The following is a 13,359-nucleotide window of genomic DNA, read 5'->3' as shown; positions in this document are numbered from 1 at the left end:
GTTATCCTATTTTCGGCTCTGCATGGCCTAAGCAGCCTGCCTGCCGATGCTGTGATACTCCAACCCATGGCGGGCAATGACCTTCGGGTCATAAAGATTCCGGCCATCGAAGATGATGGGCGTCGTCAGGGCATCCCTCATCAGGTCAAAGGACGGCGCCCGGAAACTCTTCCATTCGGTTACGATGAGCAGAGCGTCCGCGCCGCGCAACGCCGCTTCCTTGGTTCCGCAGAGGAGCAGGTCGTCGCGCTGGCCGTAGATGCTCTGGCATTCCTGCATCGCTTCCGGATCGAATGCCTGCACATTTGCTCCGGCTTGCCAGAGCGCCTCCATCAGCGTGCGGGACGGGGCTTCACGCATGTCGTCGGTGTTCGGTTTGAATGCCAGCCCCCAGAGCGCAAAAACCTTGCCCTTGAGATTGCCCTTGAAATAGCGGTGAACCTTTTCGAACAGGATCGATTTCTGCGCGTTGTTTCTCTCGTCGACCGCCTTCAGCATTTTGGCATCGAAACTGATGCCCTCCGCGGTCTGGATCATGGCGCGAACATCCTTCGGAAAGCACGAACCGCCATAGCCGATACCTGGATAAATGAAATCGTAGCCAATGCGCGGGTCACTGCCGATACCTTTGCGGACTTCCTCGATATCGGCACCGAGCCGCTCCGCCAGACCAGACATTTCATTCATGAAGCTGATTTTGGTCGCGAGAATGCAATTGGCTGCATATTTCGTAAATTCGGCGCTGCGCACATCCATGACGATCATTTTATCATGATTGCGGCTGAAAGGAGCGTAGAGCTCGCGCATCAGTTTTTCGGTTTTATCGCTGCTGGTTCCGACAATGATGCGGTCGGGCTTCATGCAATCCACCACAGCCGAGCCTTCCTTGAGGAATTCCGGGTTTGAGACGACGTCGAAATCGAGTTCTTCGCGCCCTCTCTCCTTGAGCATTTCAGCGATTTTCAACCTTATCTTATCACAGGTTCCTACCGGCACTGTCGATTTGCTGACAACGATCTTCGGATCCTCCATTTCGCGCCCGATCGCCTCTGCCACGGCGAGCACATATTTGAGGTCGGCCGATCCGTCCTCGCTCGGCGGTGTGCCCACCGCACTCATCAGAATCTGCCCATGTTTGACGGCAGCCGCTACGTCCGTGGTGAACGTGATGCGGCCTGCCGCATGATTTTCTCGAACGAGACTCTCGAGACCTGGCTCATAAATCGGGATTAGCCCCTGATTCAGCCGTTCTACCTTGCCGGCATCGATATCGACGCACAAGACATTATGTCCCACTTCAGCCAGCACGGCGGCCTGTACGAGACCGACATAGCCAATTCCAAATACCGTCAAATTCATCAGGTTGGTTCCTATGCAAGACGTCGGATCACCCTTGGATCCGGTCGTTTAAACCCGTTTGCCAATCGCTAAAGATCACAGACCATGTGAAAAGCCCGCAAGCGAGCCATCCAGTCCGTGATCGTAATTTTCCGATCGTATCAATAACTGCCTCTGGCCATGCAAACCGCAGGTACGGTCTTGATGATAATGTGTAAGTCGAGTTTGAGTGACCAGTTCTCGACATAGTGCCGGTCGAACGCGACGCGGCTGTCGTATGATATGTCGTTGCGCCCGCTTACTTGCCAAAGCCCTGTCAGGCCCGGGCGTGATTTGAGGTAGAAAACCGCGGCGTTGCCATAATTCTCCAGTTCGTCGTGCACGACGGGGCGGGGCCCGACAATGCTCATGTGACCCTGAAGAATATTGATGATCTGTGGCAGCTCGTCGAGGCTCAGCTTTCTAAGCACAGCTCCGACGCGGGTCACACGCGGATCGTCCCTGAGCTTGCGGGTAGCTTCCCATTCCGCCTTCGCCTCCGGATTGGCTCCGAAATAGCTGGCCAGCACGGCGTCGCCATCCTCCACCATCGTACGGAATTTGAGGCAAGGGAAAATGCAACCGCCGCGCCCAATCCGGCGATGACCATAAAACACGGACCCGCCATCGGACAACCTCACGAGGAGTGCAATGAGCAGGAACAGCGGACTAAGGGCAATGAGGCCTGCCAAGGCCCCAGCAATATCAAATCCACGCTTTAGGAATCCGCCCAGTGCCGGGTCGAAATCGGTATCAATATGTGAGAAGCTCAAATCGGACGATTTGACTGAATCGCTCATGGCACAACTCCGGGTCGGGGTAATTGAATGGCTGATGCGACGATATCAAATGGCTGATGCGACGATATCAATGGGTACATCGAATGGTGCATCAAAAATATGGTGCATCGCAACACACAAAGTTAAAGCCTGTGAAATACTTAGTGATGGCTACAAAATGCCCATAAGTTGCCCAAATTTTGACCTTTTCGACTGTCATATCCTCCCACTATCCTCGCACAACTTTGCCGACTACTATCAGCTGCGATGCCGCTTGCCGCGGATTGCAGCACAATAAAAGGGCAGAGTTTTCAATAGCGACGCGTCAGAGCCCGCTTCGGCGTAAATTTGGCGTCTGACTTGCCATTTAGCTTACGATGCTGCCCATTTTGGGAGCACCTGAGCGCGCATTTTGCTGCGGTGCAATAATTACATGTGTGCATAAAGAAGTGGCGCGGCACGTGGCGATAATTAACAATTCGGGCTACGATACGACCAAGCGGAATTAATCCACATATCGATCACGATATTGTTACGCCTCCAAGCGGGTTGGCTGCATCATTTTGAATGTGGTGCGTTGAGGGATCGCGAGCAGGCCGGCCGAATAGTACAGCAGGAATGATCCGATCGTGTAAGGCTGGATGAAGTCGATCTCGAAGAATGAACGGATCAACAACAACAGCGCGATGCCAAACATGAGGTGCCCTTGTGGCGTGTACTCCTCCGTCAGCAGACGTCGCAGGAAGCCGACCACCACCCCTCCCAGGAGCAAGGTGATCAGAACAACGCCGACATAGCCAAGTTCGACAAGCACTTCGATATAGGTATTGTGGAAATGAAATCCGGTGCGCGCAGGGATGTAGAACTCAGCCCATAGTCGCTCGGCTTCTGAGAATCCTTGTACCCAGTAAGCTTGATATCCAATTCCCATGAGCGGGGCCTGATGAGAAGCTTTAAACCCTTCCTGCCAGAGATAGGTACGTCCCGTCAGTGTGGAATTCTTGCCGAAGGCGCCGAGTATCAGATCAATCGCGCCAGAATTTACAGCCACGGCCGCGAGCACTAGTGCTAAAGCGAGGCCGACCAGGAAAAATGACCGGCGGTGTTTCGGCGAAAATTTCAGTGCAATGCCTACGATTACAGTGCTCATGAATATGGCAAGCGTTGCAATGACCGAGGTGGCGGAACTAGACGCCACCAGGCAGTAGGCAGACAGGATACCGCACACGACTGCGATGCAACGCCATAGAATGCTGGTGCGCAGGACGAAGAAACTGGCAAAGGCGAAATAGACACCCAAGGATGCGAAAAAGCCGAGCTGGTTCTTGGAGGCGAACGCTCCGACGAAACTATAGGAGCCGTCCAGCGCATCATATTGGTATTGGCCAAAGCCAAGCGAGTAAAGCAGGACGAGGGCGACACCCACGCTTACCCCGCTGGCAAAGGTCCGCGAGTCGATGATGCGAGATGCGATCAAGGCGCAGATAATCGTCGTCAAATATTGAATGCCAGCGCGCAGGGTGACCGAGGGCGCTGCCGACCACGAAAACGACATGCAAGCGAAGAGGACGAAGGGCAATACCCAATAGAAACGCGCGTAATTACCGATGACTTTTCGGTAATCCACGAGCACCAAGGGCAACCACAAAGCGTAGAAGACCAGAATGGATAGAAATCCAAAGTTTGTCGAATAGGCAAAAACGAAAACCGACAAGGCTACGGCTAGCGTTCCGTACCAAAAATTCGTACCTGGTTCGACAAACAAAGATTTTGCAATTCTCATCGTGATAACGTCCGTAGGGGAGCATTGTGTTTTTCTCTTGGACGGACTTCTGTTTTTGTTGTCCAGAGGTTGCGTCGAACTCTTTCGCATCCTTAAGTTCGGTCCGAGAAACTTGCACTATCAGCGGAATTTGTAAAATTCAAAAAACCGCAGCGTTTTTTTGGAAGGCTGAACGTGGATAAATCTGCCAAAAACAGGGGCTTCCGTTATCTGACTTGACAGGATTGAAACCGGAAACAACCATTGCGTAGCGCTAGAGCAAGTTTTGTCTGCGGCTCAGGATACGGTATTGCGGGCGCCTTTGCGTCTTAAGAAATGGGGTGAGAAATGGCGCTATTCAGCTTCCGGACAAGAAACCCCGAAAGGGATCGTCGATCAGACGCCACACGTCTCCAAAGCATCAAACAGGCGATAAGGGACGTGGTTGTTGAGACAGAGCGCGAGCGTGATGGCTTTCGCCGCCGCTATGATGACGCTTCGGTCAATGCTGCATTTTCTTTCGAAAACATGGAAAACGAAGGCGAAACAGAAAAGACGTCTGCACAGGTGGACGATCTCACGCAGGTGCTGACAAAGTTTTCCCAGCGCATCGATTTCCTGGAAAAGCAGATGGCGTTTATGCTGGAAATGGATGAGGCCATAACGAGATTTGAGAACGCGAATGGCATTGGCCAAACGGATACGAAATCCGACTGATACGACGAGTTTTGCACCGTGAAAGGCTACCTCCACGAGGAAAGAAGACTGCGTGAATGCGACCTTAAAAAGGCAAAGTTCTTCGCGCCGTTATCTGGCATCGCAACTTAACTTATTGATTTATAAGAAAAAAAGAATTGCGTTTTTCATTTTTTTACGCGGTTGACATGGCTTACCCCGCGTTGTGATAATGATGCAGTGCAGCAAAGAAGTGCTACACAATTAGGATTATGTCCAATTTCGGCTTCTGGCTGATGCGCCTTTTCTCAATTCAGAAAGGAAGATCGATGGTCGCCATGATTTCACGCTCTATCGCGTTTTCAGGCCTGGCGCTTGCCATTTCCGTGACCCCGGGTTTCTCGGTTGCTCACGCACAGGAGACGGGAAAATCCTTCGTCGAGAACTTCGCGAGCTTGAACAAGAAGCGATGGTATGTGTCCGACGGATGGTCCAATGGCGCTCACCAGAATTGCACCTGGTCTAAAGGACAGGTCAATCTCAAAGACAACACCTTAACCCTCGGCTTTGCACCTCAAAAAACCAAGGATCGCGACTATGTCTGCGGCGAGATCCAGACCAATGATCGTTTCAGCTACGGTACCTATGAAGCACGCATCAAGGCCGCCGCGGGTTCAGGCTTTAATACCAGCTTTTTCAGCTATATCGGGCCCACGCAAAAGCAACCATGGGATGAAATCGACTTCGAGTTTCTCGGAAAGGACCCGTCCAAGGTTCAGTTGAATTCTTATGTCAACGGAAAGGGCGGACATGAGAAGCTGGTTGAAGTGCCGGGAGGGGCGAATAGCGGCTATAACGACTTTGCCTTCGTTTGGGAAAAAGACCGCCTGCGTTACTACGTAAACGGCCATTTGATGCAGACGGTCACCGATCCGGCGGCACTGCCCACCCATCCGCAGAAGATATTTTTGAGCCTCTGGGCTAGCGACAAGATGAAATCCTGGCTTGGCGCTTTCAGCAATCCTGAAGAGCCTGTTTCAGCTGAGTTCAGCCGGGTTGCGTTTACTGCGCTGGGAGAACCTTGCCAGTTCCCGGAATCAGTTGCCTGTTCGCCGGATTAGTTTTCCAATGTCATCAAACCTGCGCCCAATTCGTTACGATAATGCCACAAGGTCCAATATGGATCTTGTTGCAGTGAAGCATAAATGTTGCACTGCGGCAAAAGGCGTACTAAGCTGCCTATGCAGATCAATTGTGGGATGACCTCATGCTGCATGTCTTGTACCTGGTGCATGATCTTTCCGACCCAGCGGTCCGGCGCCGTGTGATCATGATGCAAGCCGGCGGCGCAACCGTGACAATTGCCGGTTTCACGCGAAGCCGCGAGCCGATCACCAATATCGCGGCAGTCGCTCCGATCGATCTCGGCAGAACGAGTGACGGCAGGTTTACCCAACGACTCGCCGCCGTTGCACGCGCGGCATTGACGCTTGCCTCGACCCTCAAGGGTGTTGCCCGACCCGATCTCATCATCGGCCGCAATCTGGAAATGCTTGCGCTCGCCAATCGGGCGAAGACACTTTTTGCCGGTGATGTGCCAATTGTCTACGAATGTCTTGATATTCATCGCCTGCTTTTGCGCCAGGATCTGACCGGTAAGGCGTTCCGCTTCGTGGAGCGAACGCTCAGCAACAAAGCGCAGCTCCTTATCACCTCGTCGCCAGCTTTTGTCAGGCAGTATTTCTCTCCTTTCGGCCAGATGAATATGCCGGTCGAAGTGGTGGAGAACAAGGTACTGGAACTCGGGCCGCAGGAAACAGAAGCGATAAGCCATGCGGGCGAGTCCGATAATGACGGGCCGTGGAAAATCGGTTGGTTTGGTGCCTTGCGCTGCCGTCGATCACTGGAGCTTCTGTCTGCCTTCACACGAAAGATGGATGGCCGGGTCGAGATCGTTCTAAGGGGGCGTCCCGCCTATTCGGAATTTAAGGATTTTGACCGCTTCGTTGCCGATGAACCGTTCATGCAATTCCATGGCGCTTATGCAAATCCCGAAGAGCTGCGGACAATCTATGACGAAGTGCATTTTTCCTGGGCCGTTGATTTCTTCGAGGCAGGGCAAAACTCCGACTGGCTTCTGCCGAACAGGCTTTATGAAGGATGCCGCTATGGATGTATTCCGATCGCCATGCAGGGTACCGAAACGTCATTATTCTTGAAAGAACGGGGCATAGGTTTTTCGTTGAGAGAACCGACCGTCGACGCTCTTTCCGGCTTGTTCGAGCAACTCGACGCACAGCGTTACGAACGCGCTCGGCAAGACATTGTAGCGCAGGAACGTGGCACTTGGGTGTTTGATCAGAATGATTGCCGCGCTCTGGTGCAGCGTCTGGGACAGCTCACTCATGCACATGAGCGGGCCGCCGTACTGCAGGTCGCAGCTTGACCTCGGGCGAAATGAAAACAGGAGACGTAGTACCAATGCCAAGCGCTACAAAACCGGATTCTGTTGGCCGGTGCATTGTTATTGTGCCTTGCCTCAATGAGGCCGAGCACATTCGCGCGCTTCTTGAAAAACTGGGTGCCGAAGCCCAGCGTTTCGACTTGAAGATCATCGTTGCGGATGGCGGCAGCAGCGACGGAACGCAACAGATCGTTGCGGAAATAGCGCAGAGCGATCCACGTGTTGTTCTCCTGCACAATGAGAAACGCATCCAGAGCGCAGCCATCAATCTTGCAGTGGCAAGCTATGGCGACGGGTATGACTACCTGATCCGTATCGACGCGCATGGAAAATACCCGGACGATTATTGCGAGAAGCTGCTCGATGAGGTGGAAGCTACTGGGGCTGATTCGGTCGTCGTTGGCATGGCCACAGAGGGGTTTGGTACCTTTCAAAAGGCGACCGCCCTGGCACAGAATTCCAAACTCGGCAACGGTGGGGCCAGGCATCGCCACGGCGCAAAAGGGCATTGGACCGATCACGGCCATCATGCCCTGATGCGTGTTTCGATGTTCCGCCAAGTGGGCGGTTACGACGAGAACTTCACCCATAACGAGGACGCCGAGCTTGATTGCCGGCTGAAGGCTGCCGGTGCACGCATATGGATGACCGATAAGACTTTTATGGTCTATTATCCGCGCTCATCAGCCTTGGCGCTCTTCCGGCAATATCTCGGTTATGGAAGGGGTAGGGCAAAGAACCTCTTGAAACATCGCATGATTCCGAAGGTTCGTCAGGCGCTTCCACTTATGGTTCTTCCCGTAGTAGCGGGCGTTTTTCTCGCTGCCCTCAACTGGTGGGCGGCGGTACCAGCCGTACTATGGATGGCAATCTGCCTGGGCTACGGTGTCTGGATGGCTGTTGGCGAACGCAACCCTTATGGTCCGTTAGCATCCATATCAGCAATGATCATGCATTTTGCCTGGTCCACAGGCTTCTGGCTGCAATTGTTTGATTTGCGTAAGCGTGGGGATACCCATTGATGGCCGGCTTGAGCAAACATGCCCCTAATGCTGCCGGGGAAATTTGGATCGACATTTGCATCTGCACATATCGTCGTGAAGAGCTGAAGGCGACCCTGCTTTCGCTCGGCCAAATGACATTGCCGGAGAAGTGCCGCATACGTGTTATCGTCGCTGACAATGATGTCGAGCCCAGCGCAAAAGAACGGGTCACCCATATTGCGCCGCAGCTCCCGTTTGAAGTGCGTTATATCCATAGCCCGGCTGCAAACATATCATTGGCTCGCAATGCCTGCCTCGACGCCAGCACCGGCGATTACGTTGCCTTCATCGACGATGATGAAACGGCGTCGGAGGACTGGATAGCACGTCTGTTGACCACGGCGCGCGACACGAATGCCGTTGCAGTACTCGGACCGGTACAGGCATCCTATACGGCAGATGCGCCGCGCTGGATGAGGAGAGGTGATTTCCATTCGACCTTTCCGGTATGGGTGCGCGGCGAAATCCACACCGGCTATACGTGCAATGTCCTGTTGCGCCGCTCCTCGATATCCGTCGGGAGCCGGCGTTTCAGTTTGGCACTGGGACGCAGCGGCGGTGAGGACACGCAATATTTCACGGAGCTTCACGAAGCGGGCGGCAAGATATCGTTTGCGCCCGAAGCCTGGGTTTTCGAACCGGTACCCCAGACCCGAGCGAAATTTTCATGGCTTTGCAAACGGCGCTTCCGCGTGGGCCAGACGCATGGGCGGATGCTCAGGAGCAAGGTAGCAGGCCCCAAACTCGCCGGACAGGTCGTGCTTGCGGGTGCAAAGGCCGCTTTTAGTTTCTCTGGGGCAATCGCAACTGCTTTTTCTGCTACCCGACGCAACCGATGGTTCCTGCGCGGCATTATGCATATGGGTGTCGTCAGCGGCCTGATGGGCATCCGCGAGATCGAGCAATATGGTGAGGTAGCGATGGTTCCGGCAGGGAGAGACAAATCTCGTGCAGCCTGATGTCACCTTCGTCATTGCCGCCTATAACGCGCAGGACACTATCCGGCGCGCGATAGAAAGTGCGCTGGCACAGCGCGGAGTCAGCGTGGAAATCGTCGTGGCCGACGACAGGTCGTCCGACAATACGGCCGCTGTCGCCGGTTCGTTTCGGGACGAACGGGTCCGCGTCGTGACGCTGGAAAGGAATCGCGGCCCCGGTGGCGCGCGCAATGCCGCTCTTGCCATCGCGAAAGGCCGCTGGATCGCAGTGCTCGATTCCGACGACGAGGTATTTCCCGACCGCATTATGAAGATGATAACCGGTGCGGAGAATGCGGGGGCGAACGCCGCCGTGGACAATATCGAAGTGATAAAGGAGGGCGACACAAAGGGAGAGGCAATGTTCCCCGCCAACCATCTTGCGAAAATCCATGAGATTACACTCGCGGATTTCATAGCCTCGAACCTCGTTTTCAAGGCCACCTTCAATTTCGGCTACATGAAGCCGATCTTCGAGCGCCGGTTCATCGAGACGCACGGCCTGCGTTATGAAGAAAACCTGCGCATCGGAGAGGACTATATCTTTCTCGCATCCCTTCTGGCGAAGGGAGGAAAATGCATCGTGGAACCGTCAGTTGGATACGCCTATCATGTGCGTTCTGGCTCAATCTCGCGTGTCCTCGAAAAGCATCACGTCATCTCCATGTTGGAGGCGGATAGGACATTCCTCGCAAAATTCGAACTCGATGCTGAGGCGAAGGCTGCGCAAGCGCGACGGACGCGCAGCCTGGAGGAAGCGCAATCCTTCCTCTCTCTCGTCGATCATATCAAACGCAGATCGATCAGTGGTATCATCGAGGTGGTAATGAAGGACCCTGTGGCGCTGCGCCATCTTTCTATGCCCATCGGGGTGCGTCTCAGACGCCTGATCCCTTCGGTCCCATCCTAACGGCAGGCAGGTCCAGCTAATATCTTTTCCGAATGCAAACAATCGGCGGTAATATGCATCAAGGCAATAGACTCTTTAATGTTCGGCTGGCGGGGAACCCGGAAGGGGCAGCGAACGCCGACAATTTTATTGACCTCGAGCAGCTCATGGCTATCGCCCGGCGGCAGGCGAAAACAGTCGCCATAACCGCTGCGGTGGGCCTCTTGCTCGGCGTAATTTACATTATCGTTGCCACGCCAGGCTATACGGCCGCGACCAGCATTCTGCTTGACGACAATCTTGGCAGGTTCGCTGACGAAGTTTCGCCTGCAGCTGAAAATATGCAGACCGATACCACGATCCTCAGCCAGATCGCGATTTTGAAGTCTGCTGAGCTTGCGGAAAAGGTGGTGGAAAAAGAAAAGCTTGACGAGAACGATGCTTTTATGAGTCCGCCTCGTTCCATTTTCTCTACTGTCATCGCTAGCATGCGCACCATCATCGGGCTTTTTAGCAGTGATAAACCAACCAATACTGATGGTGTATCCGCTGCGGAACTCAAGCGCGAATATGCGGCATCACTCCTGCAGGCCAACCTGGATGTCGAACGGCAAGGCCGCAGTTTCGTAATCGACCTCACCTATACATCGAACGACGCGGAACTCGCTGGAAGAGTTGCGAAGGCCTATGCTGACGTCTATCTCTCGGATCAATTGGACGCAAACTTCGATGCGACGCAAAGGGCGACCGTCTGGCTTCAGGGACGCTTGAATGAACTGAAGGAAAGTTCGCAGGCAGCGGCACTTGAGGCCGAGCGCTTCAGGGCTGCCAATGGTCTGACTGCGGCGAAGGGAGCGCTGGTCTCCGAGCAACAACTCTCAGACATCAACAGCCAGCTGATCTTGGCGCAGGCGGACACTGCACGGGCACTTTCACTTTATAATCAATACAAGTCGATATTGTCCGCCGGTCCCGAAGGTGCTGTCAACAACGCGGCTGTAGTGTCGGATCAGGCCGGCACGTCCGTTATAGGGACGCTCAGGGCGCGCTATCTGACGATCACCAAGCGTGAGCAGGAAATTGTCAGCCGTTTCGGCCAGGATCATCCGCAAGCTGTCAGTCTTCGCACCGAGCAGCAGGACGTGGCACGGCAGATTTTCCAGGAACTCCAGCAAATAACCGAAAGCTACCGCAATCAGTATGAAGCCGCGCAGTCGCGTGAGAAATCCCTGCGGGAAGGTTTGAACAATGCCACTGGAAAAACATCCACTGCGAACGAAGCGCTGGTACATTTGAGGGATCTGGAACAGAATGCTCAAGCACTGAGTAATCTTTATCAAACCTATCTCGGTCGCTACCAGGAGGCTTCGCAGCAGCAGTCCTTCCCGATCGCCAAGGCGCGCGTGATTTCTGTTGCATCGACACCGACAGACCCATCAAGTCCCAAGAAGAAATTGGCGCTCGCAGCTTCCCTGCTGCTTGGCCTTTTTGGCGGTGCCGGCCTCGGTGCATGGCGTGAATACCGCGAACGTTTCTTCCGGGTGGCCGAAGAGGTCCGGGCTCTTCTCGGCGTCAAATTCCTTGGTTACGTGCCAAAGCTCGAGGGCATAGCAGAAGCCAAGAAATCACCTCTACCGGCGGAGGGACAAACGCAGCCTGCCCGTACCAACATCATCCGGATGGCTGTTGACAATCCGTCTTCGCTGTTTGCTGAAACATTGCGTAACATCAAGATCGCTGCCGACGTGGTGCTGCAAGGCAAGGACAGCAAGGTAATCGGTGTCGTTTCCGTTTTGCCGCACGAAGGCAAAACCACCATTGCGGCTAATTTTGCCGGGTTGCTGGCCGCAAAGGGCGCCAAGACGCTTCTTATCGATGGCGATCTGCGCAATCCCGGACTGTCCCGCGCCCTGTCGATTTCAACTCAGAGGGGGCTCGTGAAAGCGATCATGGATGATCAGCCATGGCAGAATTCCGTGAAGATCGAGAACAAGACCAAGCTCGCCATTATCCCGACAGTGCTCCACCGGAATTTGCGTCACACGAGTGAGATCCTTTCGAGCCCGGGTATGAAAAAGCTTCTGGATGAAGCGCGCAACGTATTTGAATACATTATCATCGATCTGCCGCCTCTGGGGCCAGTGGTCGATGCCAAAGCCTTTGCGCCATTCGCCGATGGTTTCGTCATGGTGGCGGAATGGGGTGTCACGCCCCGCGCGCTCGTTAAATCAGTGCTGCAATCGGAGACCGAGATTGCGCCGAAGGTTCTTGGGATGGTTTTGAACAAGGTCGATATGAAGCGGCTCGCAAAATATAGCTCCTATGGAAGCTCCGAGCATTTCATGGACCGATATTCAAGCTACTACATCGATACGCCTCGATCGGGTTCGGCCAAAACGTAGAGCCTTTTACGTAGTGAAGACGCGGCCCTTCTTATTCCAGAGCCGCAAGGCACTCAGTTTGCCCGTGTAGAAGGCGCCGGTATCAAGATTGAAGCGTTTGCCTTCCTGGCGCGGGTTTTTTATCGGCGTGTGGCCGTGAACGACCCATTGCTGCAGCAAATGAGCGTTTTCGAAAAACTCGCTGCGGATCGAAACGAGGTCTTCGTCCTTTTGTCCTTTCAGGGAAACAGAGGGCCTGATTCCCGCATGCGCAAACACGAAACCTCCCGCGTTGATCATGATAGGCAAGGAACGCAAAAATTGTTTATGCCGCTGGGGAATTGAAGCACGGATAGTGTCATCCAGCATTTGCGGTGTACGATGGACCAGCCGCAGACGTTCCACGTCAATGCCATAGGACAGCAATGTCGAATTGGCCCCCATGTACCACCATTGCGATAGAGACAGGCGCCTTTCCAGATAGTCGAGCATCGCCATATCGTGATTGCCAGTCAGGCAGATGCGCTGGAAATCAGCAAGCGGACGATGGATCAGGTGTTCGATAACCTGCGCGGAGGATGGCCCGCGATCGACATAGTCGCCGAGCATGATGATGAGTTTTCCGCCGGGCAATTTGGCCGCGTCTTCAGTGATCTTGCTTTCCAGCTCGAGCAACTGATCGTAGCAGCCATGCACATCTCCGATTATGTATACCGCGATCTGCGAGATATCGATCGAAAGACGGCGTCTGGCGACCCGCGGCACGGGCCCGCCGGACCTTAACAATCGAAGAAGTCTCTTCAATGCTGGTTCCCCGCTCATTAGCCAGCTATTCCAACACGTATAAGCGAGTGTGGTATCCAAGCCAGATTTGTCATCTTAATCGATTCGAGAAATATGACGCTGAAAACAACGGCTTATAACGAATAAACACGTTCAAATGCAATCTCTCCGAGCGGGTGGCACGAGATGCATCATTCGTTGGGCTAATTGGCGATTTTGGGGCTGTATC

The 13,359-nt window shown here is 54.0% G+C and carries 11 protein-coding genes; 7 read left to right on the top strand and 4 right to left on the bottom strand.

Features of this window, described 5'->3' with window-relative positions; all coding sequences use genetic code 11:
- Positions 1-27: 27 nt before the first annotated feature.
- The 3 genes from ACSQ3H_RS00245 to ACSQ3H_RS00235 form a co-directional block, all read right to left on the bottom strand.
- A complete protein-coding gene (locus ACSQ3H_RS00245) occupies positions 28-1,359 on the bottom strand; it encodes a UDP-glucose dehydrogenase family protein (protein WP_436115176.1) in 1,332 nt (443 codons plus the stop codon).
- Positions 1,360-1,499: 140 nt separating this feature from the next.
- Positions 1,500-2,177, bottom strand: a complete 678-nt coding sequence (locus tag ACSQ3H_RS00240) for a sugar transferase (RefSeq protein WP_436115175.1) — start codon at positions 2,175-2,177, stop codon at positions 1,500-1,502.
- 511 nt (positions 2,178-2,688) lie between these two features.
- The gene (locus ACSQ3H_RS00235) at positions 2,689-3,939 is read right to left on the bottom strand and encodes an O-antigen ligase family protein (protein WP_436115174.1); all 1,251 of its coding nucleotides are present in this window, start codon (positions 3,937-3,939) and stop codon (positions 2,689-2,691) included.
- A 420-nt stretch (positions 3,940-4,359) separates the two neighbouring features.
- On the opposite strand from ACSQ3H_RS00235, the gene ACSQ3H_RS00230 reads away from it, so the two are divergent.
- From ACSQ3H_RS00230 to ACSQ3H_RS00200, 7 genes are all read left to right on the top strand, one after another.
- Complete coding sequence (locus ACSQ3H_RS00230; RefSeq protein WP_436115173.1) at positions 4,360-4,635, top strand: hypothetical protein; 276 nt, start codon at positions 4,360-4,362, stop codon at positions 4,633-4,635.
- A gap of 296 nt (positions 4,636-4,931) precedes the next feature.
- The gene (locus ACSQ3H_RS00225) at positions 4,932-5,714 is read left to right on the top strand and encodes a family 16 glycosylhydrolase (protein ID WP_436119297.1); all 783 of its coding nucleotides are present in this window, start codon (positions 4,932-4,934) and stop codon (positions 5,712-5,714) included.
- A gap of 146 nt (positions 5,715-5,860) precedes the next feature.
- On the top strand, positions 5,861-7,039 hold the full coding sequence (locus ACSQ3H_RS00220) for a glycosyltransferase (RefSeq protein ID WP_436115172.1): 1,179 nt from the start codon (positions 5,861-5,863) through the stop codon (positions 7,037-7,039).
- A gap of 35 nt (positions 7,040-7,074) precedes the next feature.
- The gene (locus ACSQ3H_RS00215) at positions 7,075-8,079 is read left to right on the top strand and encodes a glycosyltransferase family 2 protein (RefSeq protein ID WP_436115171.1); all 1,005 of its coding nucleotides are present in this window, start codon (positions 7,075-7,077) and stop codon (positions 8,077-8,079) included.
- On the top strand, positions 8,079-9,059 hold the full coding sequence (locus ACSQ3H_RS00210) for a glycosyltransferase (protein ID WP_436115170.1): 981 nt from the start codon (positions 8,079-8,081) through the stop codon (positions 9,057-9,059). The genes ACSQ3H_RS00215 and ACSQ3H_RS00210 overlap by 1 nt, the downstream gene beginning before the upstream one ends.
- A complete protein-coding gene (locus ACSQ3H_RS00205; RefSeq protein WP_436115169.1) occupies positions 9,049-9,987 on the top strand; it encodes a glycosyltransferase family 2 protein in 939 nt (312 codons plus the stop codon). Before ACSQ3H_RS00210 ends, ACSQ3H_RS00205 begins: the two co-directional genes overlap by 11 nt.
- Positions 9,988-10,019: 32 nt before the next feature.
- Entirely contained in the window at positions 10,020-12,368 is a 2,349-nt protein-coding gene (locus ACSQ3H_RS00200; protein WP_436115168.1) for a polysaccharide biosynthesis tyrosine autokinase, read from the top strand.
- Between the two features lie 6 nt (positions 12,369-12,374).
- On the opposite strand, the gene ACSQ3H_RS00195 is transcribed toward ACSQ3H_RS00200, so the two are convergent.
- The gene (locus tag ACSQ3H_RS00195; RefSeq protein WP_436115167.1) at positions 12,375-13,151 is read right to left on the bottom strand and encodes a metallophosphoesterase; all 777 of its coding nucleotides are present in this window, start codon (positions 13,149-13,151) and stop codon (positions 12,375-12,377) included.
- Positions 13,152-13,359: the final 208 nt, after the last annotated feature.

The organism is Phyllobacterium sp. LjRoot231 (assembly GCF_964253365.1).
Lineage (GTDB): Bacteria > Pseudomonadota > Alphaproteobacteria > Rhizobiales > Rhizobiaceae > Phyllobacterium.
This window is presented reverse-complemented; position numbering and strand designations above follow the sequence as displayed.